This is a genomic window from Plantibacter sp. M259 (genome assembly GCF_006065115.1).
In the GTDB taxonomy this organism is placed as follows: Bacteria; Actinomycetota; Actinomycetes; order Actinomycetales; family Microbacteriaceae; genus Plantibacter; species Plantibacter auratus.
Window position 1 is genome coordinate 3,954,127 of sequence record NZ_CP040750.1, and the last position, 21,365, is coordinate 3,975,491.

Consider the following 21,365-nt stretch of genomic DNA (forward strand, 5'->3'; position numbering starts at 1 on the left):
TCCTAACAGAACGATCGTAGGGTGCTTCCGCGGACGACAGTGTCGAGTAGCCGACGAGTTCTATCGCGGATCCGACACGACGACGCGTGCCCGCGTGGATCAGCGCCAGTAGAGCTGGTGGGCGGGGTCCGCCTGCACCCGTGTCACGTAGTCCCGAGGGGTCATGCCGAACCGGGCTCGGAAGCTCGCGGAGAAGGCGCTCGAGGATGCGTACCCGCAGCGGTGCGCTGCGGCCCCGATCGGCATGCCGTCGATGATCAGGCGCGCCGCCAGGGTCATCCGGACGCCCGTCCGCCACCGGGCGAAGCTCATCCCGGTGTCATGCTGGAAGATCCGCAGCACGGTCCGCTCGTGGAGGCCGTGCACCTCGAACAGCTCGCGCGCGCTCCGGAGGTCACCCGGGTCGGCGAGGATCGCGCGGACGAGCGGACGGACACGGTCGTCGGACGGCATCGGGATCTCGCCCCAGCCGTCCGCCGTGTCTGACGCCGGCTGCTGCAACATCTCGATGAGGACCGCCTGCGCTCGGACACGCAGGTCGGTCGGCATGTCGTTGATCCCCAGGTGGAGCAACATCTCCTGCACCGCACGCGGGACCAGGACCTGCGTGACGGTCTCGACGGGCGAGATCAGCGAGGTGGCGGGGAGGTAGGTGTAGCACCCGGTGGAGTCGCGCTCGTGGTGCGCCGTGTGCGGTGTGTGTGCTGGGATCCACACGCCCTGACCCGGTGCGAGGCGCCACATGGCGTTCGGGAGGTGCACCCACACGGTGCCGCGGTAGCACCAGGCGAGCATGGCGTCCGGATGACGGTGCGGTGGCGAGAGCGGGCGACTCCCGGTGTCCTCGTCGGTGACGACGCCGGTGCCCATCAGATACGGTTCGGCGACGGACGACGGATGCTCGGGGCTCGCGTCCCAATCGACCTGGCTGTACGGGCTCAACGGACGCTCCGCGCGAGGCGACCGCCCACGTCGTCGGGACACCGTGTCGCTGAGCCTGCCATGTCCGTCATGCTAGCCGCCCTCGGTTCTCACGACATCCGGCCGGCCTCCGCGGCGCCGCACCTAGGATCGGTGCATGGGAGACCACCGCGAGTTGATCGTCGACCTCGACATCAGCGCCGCCCGCCTCGAGTCGGCGTCGGTCGAGCTGGAGGAGTTGCTCGAGGCGACCGGCTGGATCGACCGGAGCATCACCGTGACCGACTGGCTCTACCCGGATCACGTCGCGCTCGCGTTCGGGCAGACCGTGAGATCCCGGTTCTCGAGGCCCGAGCGAGACTCACTCGTCATCCTGGCGGCGCGCGGAGTCTACGGAGTCGGCGACGGCACGACGGACCCTGCCTGTCCATCCTGCGGGTCGGCGCTCAGCACGGACATCGCCGACACGATCCTTGCGGCCTGGTGGGACGGCGACGAACGGGTTGCGCCGTGCGCGGACTGCGGTCTCCAGGCGCATATCGGCGAATGGAACCTGCTCGACTCCGTGGCGATTGGTGAACTGGCTGTCGCGGTGGCGACCGACACACCTGAAATCGCCGATGCGCTCGCCGAACACCTCGCCGCCACCACCGGACGACGCTGGGTACGCACGCACCTGCACCTGTGAGGCAGCAGGCAGATCTCGCGGCTCAGTGTGGGGCCACCGGACCAGTGGTCGGGAGGTCGTCGTCGTCGAAGCGGACGCCCTTCGCGGCGAGCCGGCGTTCCGCCTCGTGGTGGACGACGCCACGCTTGCGCGGATCGGCTTCGAGGAGGCGGAGCAGCAGCTCCTCGGTCGCGTTCGGGTGCAGCGCGATCTCGATGCGCGCACCCCAGAAGCGATCCTTCAGGAAGAGCTCCAACGCCGCTGGGTCGGCTGCCGGGTTGTGCGCCGCAGCGGCGCGGATCGCCTGATTGGGGTCGTTCGCGAGGACGGAGAACTCCTCGAACGTGCTTGCCGATCTCGCGAGCTCGTAGCGACGTTCCTCGTCGGCGATCTGCTCCGGCGTCTTGCGTCTGGCCACGGTGGTCCCTTCATCGCGTCGCCGTCAACCTACCGGGCGTGCACGATGTTCGACAACGACGGCTTGCCGCGATGACCCGCAGACGGGACACTGGGGTCGCTGCATGGACGTCATGAGCGTGATCTTCGGGGGAAGGAGCGGCGATGACCGCTGCACCGGGATGGTACGAGGCGGGGACGCCGGGCAAGCTGCGCTGGTGGGATGGAGCACAGTGGACCGCTCAGGAGGCCGACGCCGCGCCACCGGTGCAGCAGCAGATGCCGGTCGCACATCGGGCGACGACTCCCATGGTGTCGCCCTCGCAGCTGCCGTCAGGACCGCAGCTGGGCTGGTATCCGACGAGCCCGGATCAGCTCCGATGGTGGGACGGCTCGCACTGGACGGGGCTCAGGGTCAAGAACGGGAAGCCCGGGACCGATTGGGCGACCACCGAGCAGCCGAGCCTGGCCTGGGTGTTCGGCTCGGTCTTCCTCGTGCTCGCGATCGCGCAGTTCAGCCTCGGCGCGCTGTCCAGCCACCTGTCGTTCAACGGATTCCCGATGCTCCTCCTGACGCTGCTCTGGTTCGGTATCGCCGCCCAGACGACGGCCGTGCGGCGGATCCCGCAGCCGGTCGCCACCCCGGTGGTCACGGACGTGGTCCGTCCGTTGCCCGGTGAGCAGGACGGTCCCGGTGCCGGTTGGTACTCCGTGTCGCCGCGAGCGACGAGGTGGTGGACCGGCTCACGCTGGGCCCAGTACGTCGGAACCCAGTACGGCATCCGGCCGACGTTCCATGGAGCGCGCGCGTTCCGCACCTATCTCGTCATGTCCTGGGTCGTCCTCGGGATCGGTGTGCTCGCCTTGGCCGTCGGTGTGGTCGTCCTCGTCAACAGCAGCAGCAGCGGCGACGGCTACGGCTTCCTCGGAGGGTTCATCGGCGGCATCGTCGTCGGTGGCGGCGTCCTGTTCGCGGTCCTCGGCGGGGTGCTCCTGATCATGTCGCGGATACAGCGCCGGCTCCTGCTCCTCCCGGACCAGCCGCCCGGGCACTGACGGGCGCGTCACGCCAGGGCGGCGAGCGCTTCGTCGAGGCGTTCAGCTGCTTCGCCGTCGGCGCTGTTGTCGAACAGGATGTGGTGGGCTCCGCGCCATCGGCACTCAGCCGCCTGCGCGGTCGCCCAGAACTCATCCCAGTTCGCCAGCTTCCAGGTGTCCCGCTCATAGCCTCTGGCGTGCACGCGCTCCTTGACGCGGGTGCCGTCGACGGTCACGTGCACGACGACGATGTCGACCTCCTGCGGCCACGAGTGCTCGCTCGCCGCCTCCTCGAGGAACCCACTCTGCGGGAAGTACCGTACGAACGGTGCGTCGAGGACGACCGACATGCCGAGTCTGAGGTTGTCTCCGGCGAGCCGGAGGAGGGTCCGGTACTCGAGGTCCATCACGACCCGCTGGTAGTACTCGTTGTTGTCCCGTTCGTGCTTGTCGGTGCCGGCGGCCTCGAGGAGGGTCTCGGTGAAGAACGTCGCCACCGAGTCCTTGTCGAGGTAGGCCGCCGACACCCGTTCGGCGATGAGCGTGCTCACCGTCGATTTCCCTGACCCGCGGGGCCGATGACGAAGTAGAGTTTCGGGCTCATCGGGTCACGCTACGCCGTCACGGCCGCGGCCGGACGTTCCTTGACGAACAGTCCGTACGACAGCGCGCCGACCAGGAGGAGCACGCCGCCGATGAGGAAGACGAGGGTGTAGTTGCCGTCCGTCGCTGTGAGGATCGCACCGGTGACGACGGGTGCGACGGCCGCCCCATGAACCCACCGAAGTTCTGGATCGCGCCGAGCGAGGCGACCTGGTTGGACGGGGCGATGTCCGAGGCCAGGGTCCACAGGCAGCCGATGGGGACCTGCGACGCGAAGTACCCGACCGACAGCAGAGCGACGGCGAGGGCGGTGTTGTCCACGTAGGCGACGGGGAGCACGCTCGCGGCTGCGAGCAGCGCGCCGCCGACGATCGGGATCTTCCGGGCGCGGACGGTACCGACGCCCCGCTGCACCAGCCGGCTCGAGAGCCATCCGCCGAAGACCACGCCGATGATGCCGCAGAGGAACGGGAGCGAAGCCAACCATCCACTGTCGGCGAGGCTGAAGCCGCGGGCGGTCTGGAGGTAGCTGGGGAGCCAGGTGAGGTAGACCCAGACGGTGTAGAAGATACCGAAGGCTCCGAGCACCATGAACCAGGTGTTGCGGTGCTTGAACAGCTGGCCCCAGGCGACCTGCTCCACCGTGGCGACCACGCGGGTCTCGGCCTCGGCGCCCTTGATCATCGACTGTTCCTTGAGCGTCGGATCGCGGTAGATGCGGAGCCAGACGAGCGCGATGACGATGCCGAACGCTCCGACGATGATGAACATGCCCCGCCAGCTCATCGTGAGCAGGAGGAAGGTGAGGAGGGGCGGGGCGATCGCGTTGGCGATCTGCGAGCCCGTGTTCACGAGGGACACCGGGAGCGCCCGCTCCGACTTGTTGAACCAGCGCTCATTGACCTTCAGTGCGGAGGTGAAGAACGGTGACTCGGCGATGCCGAGGGCGACGCGCGCCGCGTACAGGAAGCCGAACGAGTTCGCTGCGGCGGTCACCATGGACACGAGCGACCACGCACCAGCGGCGAACGCGAACATCTTCTTCGGACCGAACTTGTCGACGAGGAAGCCCGCCGGCAGGTTCGCGATCGCATAGGGCCAGGAGAACGCCGACAGCAGCAGCCCCATCTGGAAGGCGTCGAGCCCGAACTCCTGAGCGATCGTCGTGTTCGCCACGCTCAGCGTGGATCGATCGAGGTAGTTCACCACCCCTCCGAGGACGAGGAACCCGACCAGGAACCAGCGGATCCGGACGCTCTTCTTCTCGGCCTTGGTGAGGACCGGTGCCTCGCTGTCGATCTGGCTCATGCCATGCACTCCTTCGTGTGGTGGTGGGTACTGCGTCGCGCAGGGCGCGAGGAACGGGTCTCAGGCCCGAGCGGCGGCGATCGCCGCGAGGAACTCCTCTGCGGCGCGGGTGACCTTGCCGTAGTCGCCGTCGGCGCGTGCCGCCTTCGTGACCGCGCTGCCGACGCCCACGGCGACGGCACCGGCGGCGAACCAGGTCCCGACGTTCTCGGGTGTGGCTCCGCCCGCGGGGAGGATCGGTGCCTGCGCCAATGGCGCCCGGACCGTCTTGAGGTACTCGGGCCCGGCGATCTCGGTGGGGAAGAGCTTGACGATGTCGGCGCCGGCGGACATCGTGTCGACGATCTCGGTCGGCGTGAACGCCCCGCTGATCGAGACGGCCTGGTAGCGCGCTGCGGTGCGGATCATGCCCTCGTCGAGGTTGGGACTCACGAGGATCCGGGCGCCGGCCTGGATACAGGCGAACGCGGCCTCGGCGTCGAGGACGGTTCCGGCACCGATGGCGACTCCCTGATCGGCGTACTCCTCGGAGAGGGTGCGGATGGCGCCCAGGGCGTCGGGGACGGACAGCGTGATCTCGAGGGCGCGGAAGCCGCCCGCGATCGCCGCCCGCGCGACCTGGATCGCCTCGTCGGTGCTGTCGAGGCGCAGGATGAGGATCGCGCCGGTCTCGTGGATCGTGCGGAGGACGTCGTATTTGGTAAGCATCGCGGATCACATTACCCCATGGATTCACACAGATTCACATATCGTCTCAGATTCGCGACGATCGATTTCTGCGGACCGATAGGCTCGCGGCATGAGTTCCTCCTCGCCCCTGATCCCGGAGCAACGCCACCAGGAGATCCTCCGCCTGTTGCGGAGCGCGGGCGTGTTGAGTATCCGGCACATCGTCGAGCTCCTCGGTGTCTCCCACATGACGGTACGTCGCGACATCGCCGCATTGGAGGAGGGCGGTCAGGTCGTCTCGGTGCAGGGTGGCGTCCGACTGAGCGAACGGAGCGGATCGGAACCACCCCGTGAGCGGGCGTCGAGAGCGGGGCTCGAACTGCCGCGGAAGCGTGCGATCGCCGAACTCGCCGCCGGCCTGGTCGAGGACGACATGGTCCTGTTCCTCGACGCCGGCACCACGTGCGAGGCCGTCGTCCCGTTCCTCGCCGACCGACGGAACCTCACCGTCGTCACGAACGACTTCCTGGTGGTCACGACACTCCTCGACCACCCGGGGATCGAGACCATCCATACCGGGGGCGTCGTCGACGTCTCCAGCGGATCGTCCAGCGGGGCCCTCGCCGCGGCGACCCTGGGCGCGGTCAACCTCGACGTTGTCTTCCTCAGCACGGGGACCTGGGATCTCGCGCACGGCGTCACGACGCCGGTGTCCGACAAGGTGGTGCTGAAGCAGGCGGCGATGGCCGCCGGATCGAGCTGCGTGCTGCTCGCCGACAGTACGAAGTTCGGGACGTTCGAGCGCTTCAACGTGACACCACTCGACGGGCTCGACGCGGTCGTCTCCGACACCGATCTGCCCGAGGACGTCGCCGAGTCGCTCACCGACATCGGGCTCGACCTGCGCCTCGCCGCCGTCTGACGTCACGATCGTCGTGCCACCGACTCCGCTGCGGTAGGGGAGGACGGCCCGTCGTCCGCGGGTAGGCTCGTCAGTCGGATGCGACGCGTCCGACCACCGATCCGAAGGGCACACGATGACCACGCAGGAACTGACCATCTCGAACTTCGAGGACACCGTGTCGGCCGAAGGCATCGTCCTGGTCGACTTCTGGGCCGAGTGGTGCGGCCCCTGCAAGGCCTTCGGCCCCGTCTTCGAGCAGTCGAGCGAGCAGCACCAGGACGTCGTGTTCACCAAGGTCGACACTGAGGCGAACCAGGAGCTCGCGAGCGGGATGCAGATCAGGTCGATCCCGACGCTCATGGCGTTCCGCGACGGCGTGCTCGTCTTCTCGCAGGCCGGTGCCCTCCCCTCGCCGGCACTCGAGGACCTCATCTCGCAGGTGCGCGGTCTCGACATGTCCGAGGTGCACGCCGCCATCGCAGCGGCGAAAGCCGAGGCACAGGCCGAGTAGCCGACGTCCGGAGGAGGCGGTCAGTCCTCCGGATCGCCGGGCGGACACGCGAACTCAAGCCGGTGGACACCGGGCTCATCGAGCCTGATCCGCCTCCGCCCGGCCGGCGCGCCGTCCTCCAAGCGGGTCGGCAGTGCGCCGCCAGGGCCCGCGATGGTGATCATCGAGCCGTCGTCCGGCAGCTCGACGAGCACGCCGCCGGCCGTGAGACGCAGGGTCGCCGCAACCGGGCGGTGACAGCTCCACTCGGCATCCACGACGTGTCCACCCCGGACCAGGAACCCTCGGAACCTTCCCGCCGACCACTCGGCCGGGAGCGTCGGCAACAGCGACAGGACACCGCCGTGCCCCTGGACGAGCAGCTCGACGACACCCGCCGTCCCACCCAGGTTGCCGTCGATCTGGAACACGTCGTCGAGGTCGCCCATCGGGTGCAGGTCGAGCAGCGAGGCCGATGACAGCGGACCGAGCAGCGTGTCGAGCGCCTCGGACGCGAGCCCTGGATCACGGAGTCGTGCGGCCAGGCAGAGGACCCAGGCCATGCTCCACCCGGTTCCGCCCCCGCCGTTCGCGAGTCTCCATTGCAGTGCGCGTCGGGCTGCCTCGAAGTGCTCGGGCGTGTCCGACTCGGTGATCCGCGTCCCCGGATACAGGCCGTACAGGTGGGAGAGGTGCCGGTGGCCGGGCTCGGTCGGCTCCCGCTCCTCGGCCCATTCCAGGAGTGTTCCGTCGCGGCCGACCTGCGGCAGTCGGAGGGTGGCCACGGTGTCGCGTGCTCGAGCCAGGAGCCCGACGTCCGCGATGCCGTCGCCGACCAGCTCCGCGAGGGCGAGGTACTCGCGGAGGCACTCGTGCACCAGCTCCTGGTCCATGGCCACGCCGGCAGTCACCGCCGCCGTGTGATCCGCGTCGACCACGAACCGGTTCTCCGGTGAGGTCGACGGACTCACGACCAGCGATCCGGCGGCATCCGTGACGAGCCTTCCCAGGACGAACGAGACCACCGGCTCGACGGTCTGTAGGACGGCGACGCGCGCGGCGTGATCAGCGCCACCGTCGTCCAGACGGCGGTGGAGGTGCGCGACGAGCCAGGGGAGCGCGCTCGGCCAGTTCGCCCAGTGCGCGTCGAGTGGCACGGCCTCCGTGTGCCTCCAGAGGTCGCTGTTGTGGTGGGCTGCCGCCCCGTCGAGGCCGTAGGACTCGCCGGCGGTGCGCTGCCCGGCGTCCACCAGTTCGCCGATGAACCGGGTGAGTGGCTCGACCAGGTCGCCCAGGCCGGTGCTCTCCGCCGGCCAGTAGTTCATCTGGAGGTTGATGTTGGTGGTGAAGTTCGCGCTCCAGGGTGGCCTGACCCGATCGTTCCAGACCCCCTGGAGGTTCGCCGGTTCGGTCCCCGGTCGGGAGCTGCCGATGAGGAGCGCCCGACCGAGATCGAAGTACCGCTCCGCGAGGTCGGCCGACGCGGACGCCGATGCCGAGAGGTCCAGGTCGACGCGGTCGAAGAGCGACCGGTGGTCGGCGACGTGCCGATCGAGCAGTGCTCGCCCGGTTCGCCGCAATGCACTCGAGACCGTCGCCTGGGCGTGCTCCAGCAGCGTGGCCGGGTCGCCCACCGGCCGATCTCGCCACCCACGGTGTCCGGATCGCGCACCGGCGACGAGGCGGAACCCACCCGGGATCGCCTGCACCGCGATCGTCAGCGCCCAGGCCATGCCGGCGTCGACGAGACCCTCGACGTCCGGGACGTCGGTGGGGTACCGGATGGCCTCGTCATCGTCACCGCCGAGGTACGAGGGTCGCACGCTCGTCGGCGCACGGCCGGTCGCCGACCACCACCGGGTGTCGCCGACCGTGCGCTCCTCCGTCGTCGACGGGTGCGGCGTCGCGAAGCCGACCCTCGGTTCACGGACACCGTCGCCCAGCAGCTCGACGACCAGCACGTCGTCCACCGCCGACACGAACGCGCGGAGCGTGATCGCCTGACCGCCGCTCGTGGAGGTCGTCTCCACGACGCCGCGCGCGAGATCGGAGATCCGTGTCGAGTGCGAACCGCCGTCGGGCGACGCGTAATCGACCGTGAGGCGGCCGAGTGGCTGGAAGGACTCGGTGAACGTGGTCCCACGCAGTGCAGCCGCGCGGGAATCGGCCGCGACGGGGTCGCCGTCGGCGATCGCCCGGCGCACGGCCTCCAGCGGACTGGGAAGCGAGCGGCCCGTCGGCCCGCCGCCCGGGCGTCGCGGACCTCCCGACCACAACGTGTCCAGAGCGAGGTCGATGCCCTCACGTCCGGGCACGCCGTCGAGCGCCCCGCCCAACGTCCCGTTGCCGATGAGGAACCGATCGACGAACCGGGTGGCCGGTCCGTCGAGTTCGATTCGATGACGCTCGACGCGCTGCTGTCGGTGATCCATCAGTGGTCGAATCGGAGCAGCACGGCACCGTGCGCGGGCAGGGCCGTGTCGACGGCGCCGTCGACGACCGGCAACGGCCGACCACTCCACAGCTCGGTGACGGAAGATCGATCGGCGCAACCGAGATCGGCCAGGTGCACCCGCAGCTCCGTGTCCGCGTCCCCGAGCCAGAACACCGCGCGCCACCGGGTCTCGCCGAGCTCAGCCGCCCAGACGACGAGGTCGCCGTCGCGGATGATCTCCCGGCTCCCGTCGCTGCCGAGCAGTGCGAGCACGTCCGGGTTGGTCAGGAGCGCGAGCGTGTGCGCCGGGGTGTCCGGGAGGTGGCCGCCGAAGAAGAGCGGCGACCGGCCGATGCACCAGAGGGTCATGAGCGTCTGCTGCTCGGCCGGGGTGAGGCGGCTCAGCCGGTCCGAACCGACGTGGGCCCGGATGCCGATCCGCCCCAGCGGGAGCATGTCCGCATCGGCCCACGCACCCGGACGCTGGAAGGGCGCCCAGCGGGCCAGGCGTTGGAACTGTTCGAGCACCGCCGACCAGTCGTCCCACAGGTCGTCGGAGATCCGCCACAGCTGGGCCGTCGATCGAAGGGTGTCGAGGTGCTCGGTCGAGAGTCGCTTCCCCGGGGACAGGCTGAGCACCATCGGTCGACCGGTCGCGTCGATAGCCCGTGAGATTGCCTCGATCTCGGCGGTCTGGATCGGCGGGTAGAGCACGTCGTCGAGCTTGATGAGGTCGACGCCCCACTCGGCGAGCTGCGCCATGACCGAGTCGTAGTAGGCCTGCGCACCCGGGGCGGTCATGTCGACGCCGACGTTGTCGGGGTTCCACGGGCACACATTGGTCGGATCCGCGATCTCCCCGCAATGGGCCGTCGAGCCGAGGATCGGCAGCTCGAGCTCGACAGCCCGCCGTGGCACGCCTCGCATGAGGTGCACCCCGAAGCGGAGCCCGAGCGCGTGCACGCGGTCGGCGAGCGCGCGGAAGCCGCCCGACACCGCAGACGGGAACCGGTTCGGAGCGGGTTGCGGCCGGCCCCAGGCGTCGAGCGTCGGCTGGGAGACGCGCTCGTAGTCGCCGACCCCGGGCGCCGGTTCGTACCACTGGATGTCGACGACCACCGTGTCCCAACCGACGGGCAGCAAGTGTTCGGCCAGGAACGCCGCGTTGGCGAGCACCTCGGCCTCCGTGACGGACCCTCCGAAGCAGTCCCAGCTGTTCCAGCCCATCGGCGGGCGGTCCGCCCTCGCCCGACGTGCTGCACCGATCTCCGTGACCGTGACCTCCACCTCGCTCATGATGCGACGACCTGAGCCGTGATCGTGGCGAAGGAGTGCGGTGGCAGCGTGACGCGAAGACCCGTCGGTGTGACGTCGAGACCCGTGAGCGGTCGCGGTGACACGGCGTCGGTCTCACCGGGACGGTTGTGGGCGTCGGGCCGCGCAGCGGTGAGCAGTCGGCCGTGCGGCTCGACCACGGATCCGCCACGGATGTCGACCTCGATGACGAGCGGTGCGTCGAGGTCGACGTTCGTCAGCGAGCAGTGGAGGACGCCGTCCTTGATACTCGCCGAGGCGGAGACGGTCGGGATGCCAGCCGCACCGGCATCGGTTTCGGCGGCACGGGCCGGCCCGACCACATGCGTCGGGAGGGAGGTGGCGTCCTGGTGCGGGCTGTTCATCTCGAAGACGTGGAAGGTGGGCGTCCGGACCATCTCGCCGCCGTCGGGATCGGTCAGGAGCATCGCCTGCAGGACGTTGACCGTCTGCGCGATGTTGGCCATGCGCAGGCGGCCCGCGAATCGGTGGAACACGTCGAAGTGCCAGGCGGCGACCATGGCGTCGCGGATGGTGTTCTGCTGGAACAGATGCCCGGGGTGCGTGCCCGGCTCGACGTCCCACCAGGTGCCCCACTCGTCGAGCACCATGCCGAACCGTTCCTCCGGGTCGTACACGTCCATGACGGCGGCGTGCGACGACAGCAGCTGCTCGACGCCCTGTGCTGCGGTGATCGTGCTCCAGTACTCCGCGGCGTCGAACCCGGTCGCGCTGCCCTTCGCCTTCCAGCTGCCGCCGATCGTGTAGTAATGCACCGAGACGGCTTCCCAGGGGGTCGCCGAGAACGGGTGGGTGGCCACGTCGGCGACGACCTCCATCAGCGTCTTGGTCCAGGCCACGTCGAACCCGTCGGCGCCGGCGGCGACCCGGTAGAGCGGCACCTTCCCGCCGCTCTCGCAGAAGGTACCGAACTGGCGTGCGAGGTCCGCGTACGCGCCGGCGCGCAGGTTGCCGCCGCACCCCCAAGGTTCGTTGCCCAAGCCCCAGAACGGGACGTCCCACGGCTCCTCCCGGCCGTTCGCGCGACGCAACTCGGCCATCGGGGTCTCCCCGGCACCGGTCAGGTACTCGATCCAGTCGGCCATCTCCTGCACCGTGCCCGAGCCGAGGTTGCCCGAGACGTAGGCGTCGGCACCGAGGAGCTCGCACAGCTCCATGAACTCGTGGGTGCCGAACGCGTTGGTCTCGCTCGTCCCGCCCCACTGGGTGTTGACGAGCTTCGGGCGGTCCTCGCGAGGTCCGATGCCGCTCGTCCAGTGATAGCGGTCCGCGAAGCAGCCGCCCGGCCAGCGGAGGTTCGGGATGCGCAGTTCGCGGAGCGCCTCCACGACGTCGAGCCGGATGCCGCCGATGTTCGGCACGGGCGAGTCCTCGCCGACCCAGAAGCCGTCGTAGATCCCGCGCCCGAGGTGTTCCGCGAAGTGGCCGTAGACGTGTCGACTGATGGTGGGGCCCGGCCGGTCGAGGTCGACGGTGACGGTCGCAGTGGAGTCCATGGGTGATGTGGTCCTGTTCTGTGCAGCGGGTCGAGGGTCAGACGGCGGTCACGAGGATCGTGATCACACGGTCGGCTTGGAAGGTGGGGAGGTCGAGGCCGATCACGGCGAGCTGGCCACCGCTCAGCACGGGCGCCGCCGCGAGCGTGGCCAGGTCGGCGTCGAGTGGCGGCGCATCCCGGAGCCACCGGGGGATCACCCAGCGCGGGCCGAGGGAGTCGTCCTGAGCGACGGCGAGGCGATAGCGACCGTCCGGGCGGAGTCCGGGAAGGCGGACCCGACGACGGGAGTCGGCCGACCGCGGGGGAGTCACGAGGGTGTACAGCGCGGTGGTGCCGTCCTCGGCGAGGACCCCGCGGAGGGTCGGAGCGTCGTCGTCCCACTCGCCGTCGCCGACGACGCGGCCGGTTGCGATGAGTCCGCGATGACGCGTGAACACGGTGATCCACCTGGAGAGGGTCGTCCGATCCGCATCGTCGAGCTCGCGCAGGTCCCACTCCACGCCGAAATGCCCGAGGAGGGCGACCGCGCACCGGGTGTGGAGCGTGTGCGTGCGTCCGGTCGTGGCCGATTTGGCCGAGGCCACGTGCGATCCCAGCATCTCGGGCGGGACGAGGAGCCCCGTCCACCGGAGCATGCGGGCCCGCTCGATCGGGTCGTGGTTGTCGGAGGTGTGGACGCGATCGGACCGCTCGAGGATGCCGAGGTCGATGCGGCCTCCACCCGAGGCGCAGCTCTCGATCTCGAGGTGCGGGTGCCGCGATCGGAGCTCGTCGAGCAGCCGGTAGAGGGCGTCGGTCTGGTCGTGCACGGCTGCCCGCCCGGTCGACGGATGCCCGGCATCGACGAGGTCGCGGTTGTGGTCCCATTTCAGGTACGCGATCCCGAGCTCGCCGACCAGTGCGTCGATGGCCTGCAGGATGTGGTCGAAGGCCGCCGGATTGCCGAGATCGAGCACCTGCTGGTGCCGGACGGGCGACGGGAGCTCGTCCCTCGCCCGCAGGATCCAGTCCGGGTGCTCGCGTGCGAGGTCGGAGTCCTCGTTGATCATCTCGGGTTCGAACCACAGCCCGAACTCCATGCCGAGCGATCGCACCCGGTCGGCGAGCGGCGCGAGACCGTCCGGCCAACGCTCGGGGTCCGGTGTCCAGTCGCCGAGGCCGCGGGTGTCGTCGTGACGTCCGCGGAACCATCCGTCGTCGAGCACGTAGCGCTCGACGCCGATGGCCGCGGCCCGGGTCGCCAACTCGGAGAGGACGTCGAGGTCGTGATCGAACAGGACCGCCTCCCAGACGTTCAGGGTGACGGGGCGCGGACGCCGAGCCGCCCGCGAGGTCGAGCGCAGCCAACGGTGGTACCGCGACGAGGCGGCATCGAGGCCGACGCCGTAGGCCCCGTACACCCATGGAGTCCGGTGCTCCTCGCCGGGGCCGAGTCGGACCTCGCCGGGCAGGAGCAGCTCGCCGCCACGGAATGCGAGGTGTCCGTCGGTGCGCTCGACGCCGATCGTGTGGTTGCCGCTCCAACCGACATGGCACAGCCAGACGTCACCGGTCCGGCTGTCGAACCCCGATGTTCCGATCGCGGTGACCCCGGTGGCGTCGAGACCGGGACGACCGTGCCGCGACTCGCGGAGGTGGGTCCCGGTCGTGACCGGAAGCCGCTGCGGCAGCTTCTCGTTGCCCCACCGACCGGCGAAGTCGAGGATCTCCCGAGCCGACGTCGGGATCGGGAGGGCCGGCACGACACCCTCGATCTCCAGGAGGTCGTCGCCCCGGTTCGTGACCGTCACGCGCGTGCGCAGCAGGCCACTCGGTGTCAGTTCGATCGCCACGAGGAGAGCGATGCCGGTCTGGTCGTCGACCGCGGTCACCTCGACCAGCGCGGCGCCGCACTGCCGCACCTCGCCGGCAGGGAGGGCCGCCCCGTCGACCTCGACCGAGGCCACGTCGAAGCGCGACGACCAGGCCGTCCCGGCGCGATGCGCCCGGAGGCCGGGGAGACCCGACCAGCCCGACGCGTGCTCGGGCAACAGGCTCGGCTCGTACGGCGCGTCCGAGCCGTCGACGAGGTCGCCGCGCACGGTCGCCGTGGCCGCGGCCAGCCACTCGAGGTCGTCGGCACCGACGGCGGCTCCCCAGTGCGCGATCGTCGGGAGACGGGTCCCGTGCTGGACGAGGACGACGGAGACGCCGTCGCACTGCAGATGGACGACGCGGTGTTCGAGCGTCGCTGCGAGGTCGGACATGGTTCCTCCGAAGCGGTCGGTGAGGCGGGTATGACGGCCGGTGGGCCGAAGGTCAGGCTGAGTCCCGGACGACGAGCGTGGTGTCGAGCCAGCGCGGAGCGGTCGTCCGGCCGGCGATGAGCTCCATGACGAGTTCCGCGGCGACCCTGCCCATCTGCTCCAACGGCTGACGGACCGAGGTCAGCGGTGGCTCCGCCGTGGCCGCGACGACCGTGTCGTCGAATCCGACGAGCGCGATGTCGTCCGGGACCGTACGGCCACTGGCCTCGAGGACGCGCATCGCGCCGACCGCCATGAGGTCGGAGCCCGCGAAGACGGCGTCGAGGTCCGGGTACCGGGAGAGCAGTCGCGCCATGGCCGACGACCCGCTCGGCATGGTGAAGTCGCCTCGGGCGACCGCGCGGGTGTCGAGGCCGCGTTCGGTGAGGACGTCCCGCCAGCCTCGGACGCGGTCGCTCGAGGCGGCCATGTCGGCGGGGCCCGAGATGACGCCGATCCGCGTGCGGCCGAGCGCGATCAGATGTTCGGCCGCGAGTCGACCGCCGGCGTAATTGTCGGAGTCGACGAAGGTGACGTCCTCCGTGTGCTCACCCATCGGGCGGCCGACGAAGACGATGGGGAGGTCCACCGAGGCGAGCGCCTGGGTGATCGTGCTGATCTCGTGCTGCAGGATCACCACCGCCCGTCCACGTAGTGCGCCGCCAGGTAGGCGACGAGCGCGTCGAGCTGGCGCGGGTCGGCGAGGAAGAGTGCGGGTTGCTGGGCTGCCGACAGGAGCGACGCGGTGGCGCCTTTGAGCGGAGCCGCGACGAACGATCCGGAGAACGGTTCGAGCTCACCCGCGGCGAGGACGATCGCGACGGCGCCCGTCCTGCCGCCGGCGAGCGATCGGGCTGCGACGTTCGTGCGGTAGGCCAATTTCGCGGCCGCTTCGCGCACCGCGACGACCATCGAGGCGTCGACCGTCGAGGCACCGGCGAGGACCCGCGACGCGGTCGCTCGGGAGACACCGGCCTCTCGGGCGACGTCGACCAGGGTCGGTTTGCGCATCCTCGCTCCCTTGCGATCGTCCACCTGTCGGTGGTCTGGCAACGAGCATCGCAGAATCCGAGAGAGCGGTCTCCGACTTGCGCAATATTGCCCTGGTGCCCTGGAACCCCGCTGCCTATGGTGATCACCACGCCCGAACGGTCCGGATGCTCCCCGATCCAGTCGACATCGGCGCGAGCCGGAGAGCGATCTCCGGCCGGTGACCGCAACGTAGCGCGACACCGCGGAACACGATCCCGCATAGGAGGGGGATTTCCAGTGAAATTCCGTCTTGCAGCAACAGCAACCGTCGCCGTCATGGTCGGCGCCCTGGTCACCGGTTGTTCCGGGTCCGGCGGCGGCGATGACAAGACCTTCCAGTTCTGGTCCTTCACGGGCATCAACCAGAAGGCCGATGTCGAGAAGTACAAGGAAGCGCACCCCGACATCACCGTCAAGCTCACCGAGGTCGGCAGCACGCAGGAGACCGCCCAGGCGCTCACCGCGGCGTTGGCCGGCGGCAAGGTCCCCGACCTGGTACTCATCCAGGGGGACGACATGCCCAACTTCGTCGCCAACCCCGACAACTTCGTCGACCTGAGCACGATGGGCGCCGACGACATCTCCGGGGACTACCTGCCGTGGGTCTGGGACCAGGCGGTGGCCCAGAACGACGCCGTCATCGGGGTGCCGACCGATGTGGGCGGGATGTCGATGGCGTACCGCGCCGACCTCTTCGAGGCCGCCGGCCTGCCGTCGGAACCGGACGCGGTCGCGGCGCTCTGGCCCACCTGGGACGACTTCATCTCCGTCGGCCAGCAGTACGTCGCCGCCACCGGGAAGCCGTTCCTGGACAACGCCGGCACCTCGGTCTTCTTCCAGACCGTGAACCAGGTCGACGAGAAGTACTACACGCCGGTGGGTGAGCTCGTGTACGACACGAATCCGCAGGTGAAGGAGGCGTTCGACATCTCGATCAAGGCGATCGAGGCCGGCATCACCGCGAACGTCCCCGCCTTCTCCACCGGCTGGAGCACCGGCAAGACCAACGGCGCCTTCGCCGCGATGGCAGCTCCCTCCTGGATGCTGAAAAGCATCAAGACGGACGCGCCCGACACCTCGGGCCAGTGGCGCGTGACGACGGTGCCCAAGGTCGCCGGCAACTGGGGCGGCAGCTACCTCGCCATCCCGAAGCGCGCGGCGAACCCGGAGGCGGCATGGGCCTACATCAAGGAGATGCAGTCACCCGAGTCGCAGCTGCAGAACTTCACCGACACCGGCGCCCTGCCCAGCACGGTCTCCGCGTACGAGTCCACGGCGATCGCCGACTACACCGACCCGTTCTTCGGCGACTCGAAGATCGGTGCCGTGCTCGGCAAGTCCTTGCAGGAGTTCAAGCCGTTCTTCAACGGTCCGGAGACGGCGACGATCGGCTCCGCGATGATCAACACCGTCACGGACGTCGAAGCCGGCAATACCCCACCGGACAAGGCGTGGGACGTCGCGATGAAGGCCGTGAAGGACGCCCTCGGCGGCTGAACCGACGACCCCGTCCACCCGTCCGCTCCGACCCGGGGCGTTCCGGCCGAGCAACATGCCGGAACGCCCCTGAAGGATCATCGTGACCACGCACATCGCCCCACCTCGGCTGCTGCCGAAACAGTCGCCACCCGGTATCGGGACGCGGATCCGCAACACCCTGCCGGAACGCTTCGCCCCCTACGTCTACATCGCCCCGTTCTTCCTGATCTTCGCCGTCTTCGGCCTGATCCCGCTCCTGTTCACCTTCGTGGTGTCCCTCTTCGACTGGAACCCGATCGGTCAGCAGACCTTCATCGGCTTCGACAACTTCACCAGGCTCGCGGCCGACCCACGGTTCTGGAACGCGATGCTCAACACCTTCGCGATCTTCATCATCTCCACGGTGCCGCAGCTGGTCATCGCTCTGGGCCTCGCCCACCTGCTGAACCACGTCCGCCTGCGCTTCGCCACCGGGTTCCGGATGGCGATGCTCGTGCCGTACATCACCTCGGTCGCCGCGACCACGATCGTGTTCGCCCAGCTGTTCGACCGTGACTACGGGCTCTTCAACTACCTCATCAGCTTCTTCGGCGGTGATCACGTCGACTTCCTCAACGACAAGGTCGGCTCGTGGTTCCTCGTCGCGCTCATGGTCGTCTGGCGGTGGACGGGCTACACGACGCTGCTCTACCTGGCGGCGCTGCAGGCGATCCCTCGCGACGTGTACGAGGCGGCCGCCGTCGACGGTGCCGGCGGCTGGAAGCAGTTCGTCTACATCACCATCCCGTCGTTGCGTCCCATCATCGTGTTCACGATCGTCACCTCGACGATCGGCGGGCTCCAGGTGTTCACCGAACCACTGCTGGTGAACCCGGCCACCGGCCTCACCTGCGGTGCGGCACGACAGTGCCAGACGCTCACGCTGTTCCTCTACGAGCAGGGCTTCGGCCAGTTCGAGTTCGGATACGGCTCGGCGATCGGCGTCGCGCTGTTCGTGATCGTCGTCCTCGTCGCCCTGCTGAACTTCTTCCTGTCCACCCGCACCCGAGGAGGACGCTGATGTCCGAGACGCTCAACTCCACCCAGCTGATGGCGAGCGCGACCTCCGCCGGCCGGAAACGGAACGGCGGCCGGATCGGCCGCATCCCCTGGTACACCTACGTCCTCCTCGTGTGCGCCGTCGTCGTGAGCATGTTCCCGCTGTACTTCATGTTCGTCGTCGCGACCACCGACTCGGCGACGGCGACCACCCTGCCACCGCGGCTGTACCCGGGCGACAACCTGTTCCACCTCGTGGGGCTCGTGCTCGAGACCGTGCCGTTCATCCAATCGATGATCAACAGCCTCATCGTCGCGCTGTCGATCGGCGTCGGATCGGCCCTGCTCTGCGCCCTGGCCGGGTTCGCCTTCGCGAAACTGGAGTTCCGCGGCCGCAACGCGCTGTTCATCCTCGTGGTCCTCACCATGACCGTGCCGACGCAGTTGAGCGTGATCCCGCAGTACCTGATCATCTCCGCGCTCGACTGGGTCGACACCCTGCAGGCACTCATCGTCCCCGGCCTCGCGAGCGCGTTCGGCATCTTCTGGATGCGTCAGCACATCTCGAGTTCCGTGAGCGACGAGCTGCTCCAGGCGGCGAGGCTCGATGGTGCCAACAGCTGGCAGATCTTCTGGCGGATCGTCTTCCCGGTCATACGACCGGCGGCGTTCGTCCTGGGACTGCTCGGCTTCGTCGGATCCTGGAACGACTTCCTCTGGCCGTTCATCGTCCTGAAGTCGCCCGAGATGTACACGGTCCAGATCGCGATCAAGGCCCTGCAGTCGCAGCGGTCGATCGACCTCGGCCTGGCGATGGCCGGGTCGTTCCTGGCCACCATCCCGCTGCTCATCGCGTTCATCTTCGTCGGCAAGCGCATGGTGACGGGGATCATGGACGGAGCGTTCAAGGGATGACCCTGCAACACGACGGCGTCACGCCGACCACGTCGGGCATCGTCCGCGGCGTCTGGAACGACCGACGGGCGTCACCCGACGAGCGGGCGCGAGCACTCCTCGATGAGATGACCCTCGAGGAGAAGGTCGGTCAGCTCGGTTCGGTCTGGTTCACCGACACGGCGGGCGACTTCGCGCCGAGCGTGGACGGCTCCGACGACCCGGCTGCGCCGGCATCGGCGCCCACCGGCGACTTCACGGGTGGCCTCGGGCAGTTGACGCGCATCTTCGGGACCGAACCGGTGACGGTGGCCGAGGGCGTCGATCGCCTGCGGGAACGGCAACAGCAGGTCGTGGCCGGGAACCGGTTCGGCATCCCCGCGATCGCGCACGAGGAGTGTCTGACGGGGTTCGCCGCCTACGGTGCGACCGCCTTCCCGACGCCGCTCGCCTGGGCCGCCTCGTTCGACGAGGAGCTCGTGGAGCGGATGGCGGAGGCGATCGGAGACGACCTCCGCTCGGTCGGGGTCCATCAGGGACTCGCGCCGGTCCTCGACGTCGTCCGGGACTACCGCTGGGGCCGGGTCGAGGAGACGCTGGGGGAGGACCCCTACCTCGTCGGCCAGCTCGGCGCCGCGTACGTGCGTGGTCTCGAGCGGTCCGGGGTCGTGGCGACGCTCAAGCACTTCGCCGGCTACGCCGCCTCCCGAGGCGCGAAGAACCACGCCCCGGTGAGCATGGGGCGCCGCGAGCTCACCGATGTCGTGCTTCCGCCGTTCGAGACGGCGATCCGGCTCGGGGGAGCGCGAAGCGTGATGAACGCCTACACCGATCTCGACGGCGTCCCCGCCGGTGCCAGTGTCGAATTGCTCACCGACATCCTGCGCGACGACTGGGGTTTCGACGGCACCGTCGTCGCCGACTACTGGGCGATCCCGTTCCTCGCGACCATGCACCACGTCGCGAGCGGTGCGGCGGAAGCCGGCGCGCTCGCCCTCACCGCCGGGATCGACGTCGAGCTCCCGGAGACCGCCGGCTACGGTGCCGGCCTCGTCAGGCTCGTCCAGGACGGGGCGCTCGACGAGCGGCTGGTCGACCGGGCCGTGCTCCGGCACCTGCGGCAGAAGATCGAGCTCGGCCTGCTCGACGGGGGCCCGCTCGTGCCGGAGCACGCCGCATCGACCGATCTCGACGGCCCCCGCAACCGCGCCATCGCGACGAGACTGGCCGAGGAGTCGGTCGTCCTCCTCCGGAACCGCGCAGTGCTCCCGCTCCAGACCGACGCGCGCATCGCCGTGATCGGGCCGGCGGCCGACCAGTTCCGTAGCCTCGTGGGCTGCTACGCGTTCCCCAACCACGTGCTGTCGAAGCACCCCGGGCACGATCTGGGCATCTCCATCCCGACGATCCTCGACGCGATTCGTGCCGAGTTCCCAGTGGCTGACATCGTCGTCGAACCGGGATGCAGCATCACCGAGACCGGTCGGGAGGACGTTCCGGCTGCGATCGAGGCCGCCCTTTCGGCCGACGTCGTCGTGCTGGCAGTGGGTGACATCGCGGGCCTGTTCGGCGATGGCACGTCGGGAGAAGGCTGCGACGCCGAGGACCTGCGCCTCCCCGGGGGTCAGCACGATCTCGTGCTTGCCGTCCTCGCGACCGGGACGCCCGTCGTCCTGACCGTGCTGTCCGGACGACCCTACGCGCTGGGGGACTACGACCGGGCCGATGCCCTGGTCCAGGCGTTCTTCCCCGGCCAGGAGGGCGCTGCGGCCGTCGCAGGGCTGCTGTCCGGCCGCGTGCAGCCGAGCGGACGGCTCCCGGTGCAGATCCCTCGCTCACCGGCCATGCCAGGCACCTACCTGCAGCCGCCGCTCGGTCTGGCGTCCCGCGGGATCAGCGTGCTCGACCCCACGCCGCTCTTCCCGTTCGGTCACGGCCTCACCGCCGGCGACGTCCGCTACCGATCGCTCACGAGTGCAGCGGAGCTCGCCGTCGACGGTGAGGTCCTCGTCGACGTCACGGTCGAGAACGTGGGTGTCGAGGACGCCGTCGAGGTGATCCAGCTCTACGGCACGGATCCGGTGGCCTCGGTCGTGCGCCCGTCGGTCGAGCTGCTCGCGTTCGCACGCCTCACGGTCGCTGCCGGGACGTCGACGACCGTGCGTTTCTCGATGTCTGCCGACCGCTTGTCCTTCACCGGGGTCGACGGCCGTCGGGTGGTCGAACCGGGGACGTACGTGCTGTCCTCGGGGCCGTCGGCACTCGAGCGTCCGCTCACCCACACGATCGAGGTGACCGGCAGCCGGCGAGAGCTGGTCGGGCCGCGCGAGCTCCGCGTGGACTGGCGGCGTGTCGACGCGAGGAAGGTTTGACC

19 protein-coding genes are annotated in these 21,365 nt (G+C 69.4%); 8 read left to right on the forward strand and 11 right to left on the reverse strand.

Features of this window, described 5'->3' with window-relative positions; translation table 11 throughout:
• Positions 1–99 precede the first annotated feature (99 nt).
• Positions 100–942 (reverse strand): AraC family transcriptional regulator, encoded by an 843-nt coding sequence (locus tag FGL15_RS18495; RefSeq protein WP_138946995.1) that lies wholly within the window; start codon positions 940–942, stop codon positions 100–102.
• Between the two features lie 136 nt (positions 943–1,078).
• Between FGL15_RS18495 and FGL15_RS18500 the strand changes: the two genes are divergently transcribed.
• The gene (locus FGL15_RS18500) at positions 1,079–1,609 is read left to right on the forward strand and encodes a hypothetical protein (protein WP_138946996.1); all 531 of its coding nucleotides are present in this window, start codon (positions 1,079–1,081) and stop codon (positions 1,607–1,609) included.
• A gap of 22 nt (positions 1,610–1,631) precedes the next feature.
• On the opposite strand, the gene FGL15_RS18505 is transcribed toward FGL15_RS18500, so the two are convergent.
• Positions 1,632–2,006, reverse strand: a complete 375-nt coding sequence (locus FGL15_RS18505; RefSeq protein ID WP_138946997.1) for a hypothetical protein — start codon at positions 2,004–2,006, stop codon at positions 1,632–1,634.
• A 143-nt stretch (positions 2,007–2,149) separates the two neighbouring features.
• On the opposite strand from FGL15_RS18505, the gene FGL15_RS18510 reads away from it, so the two are divergent.
• Positions 2,150–3,040, forward strand: coding sequence for a DUF2510 domain-containing protein (locus tag FGL15_RS18510; RefSeq protein WP_138947382.1), 891 nt, complete (start codon positions 2,150–2,152; stop codon positions 3,038–3,040).
• Between the two features lie 8 nt (positions 3,041–3,048).
• Here FGL15_RS18510 and FGL15_RS18515 read toward each other — a convergent pair whose 3' ends face one another.
• From FGL15_RS18515 to FGL15_RS18525, 3 genes are all read right to left on the reverse strand, one after another.
• Positions 3,049–3,573, reverse strand: coding sequence for an AAA family ATPase (locus FGL15_RS18515; protein WP_205858649.1), 525 nt, complete (start codon positions 3,571–3,573; stop codon positions 3,049–3,051).
• A 70-nt stretch (positions 3,574–3,643) separates the two neighbouring features.
• Positions 3,644–4,933: an MFS transporter gene (locus tag FGL15_RS18520; RefSeq protein ID WP_205858650.1), complete on the reverse strand. Its 1,290-nt coding sequence runs from the start codon at positions 4,931–4,933 to the stop codon at positions 3,644–3,646.
• Positions 4,934–4,993: 60 nt separating this feature from the next.
• Positions 4,994–5,641 (reverse strand): bifunctional 4-hydroxy-2-oxoglutarate aldolase/2-dehydro-3-deoxy-phosphogluconate aldolase, encoded by a 648-nt coding sequence (locus FGL15_RS18525; RefSeq protein WP_079705839.1) that lies wholly within the window; start codon positions 5,639–5,641, stop codon positions 4,994–4,996.
• A 91-nt stretch (positions 5,642–5,732) separates the two neighbouring features.
• Between FGL15_RS18525 and FGL15_RS18530 the strand changes: the two genes are divergently transcribed.
• On the forward strand, positions 5,733–6,524 hold the full coding sequence (locus FGL15_RS18530) for a DeoR/GlpR family DNA-binding transcription regulator (RefSeq protein ID WP_124769268.1): 792 nt from the start codon (positions 5,733–5,735) through the stop codon (positions 6,522–6,524).
• A gap of 115 nt (positions 6,525–6,639) precedes the next feature.
• Entirely contained in the window at positions 6,640–7,017 is a 378-nt protein-coding gene (gene trxA / locus FGL15_RS18535; RefSeq protein WP_138946998.1) for a thioredoxin, read from the forward strand.
• Between the two features lie 20 nt (positions 7,018–7,037).
• Here the strand turns inward: trxA and FGL15_RS18540 are convergent, their stop codons facing one another.
• From FGL15_RS18540 to FGL15_RS21140, 6 genes are read right to left on the reverse strand one after another with little or no spacing between them, the layout of a single operon-like run.
• Entirely contained in the window at positions 7,038–9,428 is a 2,391-nt protein-coding gene (locus FGL15_RS18540) for a glycoside hydrolase N-terminal domain-containing protein (protein ID WP_138946999.1), read from the reverse strand.
• The gene (locus tag FGL15_RS18545; protein WP_240773619.1) at positions 9,428–10,726 is read right to left on the reverse strand and encodes a glycoside hydrolase family 27 protein; all 1,299 of its coding nucleotides are present in this window, start codon (positions 10,724–10,726) and stop codon (positions 9,428–9,430) included. The genes FGL15_RS18540 and FGL15_RS18545 overlap by 1 nt, the downstream gene beginning before the upstream one ends.
• On the reverse strand, positions 10,723–12,261 hold the full coding sequence (locus FGL15_RS18550; protein WP_138947000.1) for an alpha-N-arabinofuranosidase: 1,539 nt from the start codon (positions 12,259–12,261) through the stop codon (positions 10,723–10,725). Before FGL15_RS18550 ends, FGL15_RS18545 begins: the two co-directional genes overlap by 4 nt.
• Before the next feature lie 37 nt (positions 12,262–12,298).
• Positions 12,299–14,509 (reverse strand): alpha-galactosidase, encoded by a 2,211-nt coding sequence (locus tag FGL15_RS18555; RefSeq protein ID WP_138947001.1) that lies wholly within the window; start codon positions 14,507–14,509, stop codon positions 12,299–12,301.
• Between the two features lie 52 nt (positions 14,510–14,561).
• On the reverse strand, positions 14,562–15,185 hold the full coding sequence (locus FGL15_RS21135; RefSeq protein WP_240773621.1) for a LacI family DNA-binding transcriptional regulator: 624 nt from the start codon (positions 15,183–15,185) through the stop codon (positions 14,562–14,564).
• On the reverse strand, positions 15,182–15,559 hold the full coding sequence (locus tag FGL15_RS21140; protein ID WP_240773623.1) for a LacI family DNA-binding transcriptional regulator: 378 nt from the start codon (positions 15,557–15,559) through the stop codon (positions 15,182–15,184). The genes FGL15_RS21135 and FGL15_RS21140 overlap by 4 nt, the downstream gene beginning before the upstream one ends.
• A gap of 258 nt (positions 15,560–15,817) precedes the next feature.
• Between FGL15_RS21140 and FGL15_RS18565 the strand changes: the two genes are divergently transcribed.
• The 4 genes from FGL15_RS18565 to FGL15_RS18580 all read left to right on the forward strand — a co-directional run bounded on the left by FGL15_RS18565 (position 15,818) and on the right by FGL15_RS18580 (position 21,363).
• The gene (locus FGL15_RS18565) at positions 15,818–17,077 is read left to right on the forward strand and encodes an ABC transporter substrate-binding protein (RefSeq protein ID WP_168223439.1); all 1,260 of its coding nucleotides are present in this window, start codon (positions 15,818–15,820) and stop codon (positions 17,075–17,077) included.
• Positions 17,078–17,159: 82 nt separating this feature from the next.
• Positions 17,160–18,119, forward strand: a complete 960-nt coding sequence (locus tag FGL15_RS18570) for a carbohydrate ABC transporter permease (protein ID WP_079705845.1) — start codon at positions 17,160–17,162, stop codon at positions 18,117–18,119.
• Positions 18,119–19,012 (forward strand): carbohydrate ABC transporter permease, encoded by an 894-nt coding sequence (locus FGL15_RS18575; RefSeq protein WP_168223440.1) that lies wholly within the window; start codon positions 18,119–18,121, stop codon positions 19,010–19,012. Before FGL15_RS18570 ends, FGL15_RS18575 begins: the two co-directional genes overlap by 1 nt.
• Positions 19,009–21,363 carry a beta-glucosidase gene (locus FGL15_RS18580; RefSeq protein ID WP_138947003.1) on the forward strand — a complete coding sequence of 785 codons (2,355 nt, stop codon included), beginning with the start codon at positions 19,009–19,011 and terminating at the stop codon, positions 21,361–21,363. Before FGL15_RS18575 ends, FGL15_RS18580 begins: the two co-directional genes overlap by 4 nt.
• The last annotated feature ends 2 nt before the right edge of the window (positions 21,364–21,365 follow it).

Coding starts and splice junctions, on each gene's coding strand:
- FGL15_RS18500 (WP_138946996.1), top strand. CDS start 1,079: ATGGGAGACCACCGCGAGTTGATCGTCGACCTCGACATCAGCGCCGCC.
- FGL15_RS18510 (WP_138947382.1), top strand. CDS start 2,150: ATGACCGCTGCACCGGGATGGTACGAGGCGGGGACGCCGGGCAAGCTG.
- FGL15_RS18520 (WP_205858650.1), bottom strand. CDS start 4,933: ATGAGCCAGATCGACAGCGAGGCACCGGTCCTCACCAAGGCCGAGAAG.
- FGL15_RS18525 (WP_079705839.1), bottom strand. CDS start 5,641: ATGCTTACCAAATACGACGTCCTCCGCACGATCCACGAGACCGGCGCG.
- FGL15_RS18530 (WP_124769268.1), top strand. CDS start 5,733: ATGAGTTCCTCCTCGCCCCTGATCCCGGAGCAACGCCACCAGGAGATC.
- trxA (WP_138946998.1), top strand. CDS start 6,640: ATGACCACGCAGGAACTGACCATCTCGAACTTCGAGGACACCGTGTCG.
- FGL15_RS18540 (WP_138946999.1), bottom strand. CDS start 9,428: ATGGATCACCGACAGCAGCGCGTCGAGCGTCATCGAATCGAACTCGAC.
- FGL15_RS18545 (WP_240773619.1), bottom strand. CDS start 10,726: ATGAGCGAGGTGGAGGTCACGGTCACGGAGATCGGTGCAGCACGTCGG.
- FGL15_RS18550 (WP_138947000.1), bottom strand. CDS start 12,261: ATGGACTCCACTGCGACCGTCACCGTCGACCTCGACCGGCCGGGCCCC.
- FGL15_RS18555 (WP_138947001.1), bottom strand. CDS start 14,509: ATGTCCGACCTCGCAGCGACGCTCGAACACCGCGTCGTCCATCTGCAG.
- FGL15_RS21140 (WP_240773623.1), bottom strand. CDS start 15,559: ATGCGCAAACCGACCCTGGTCGACGTCGCCCGAGAGGCCGGTGTCTCC.
- FGL15_RS18575 (WP_168223440.1), top strand. CDS start 18,119: ATGTCCGAGACGCTCAACTCCACCCAGCTGATGGCGAGCGCGACCTCC.
- FGL15_RS18580 (WP_138947003.1), top strand. CDS start 19,009: ATGACCCTGCAACACGACGGCGTCACGCCGACCACGTCGGGCATCGTC.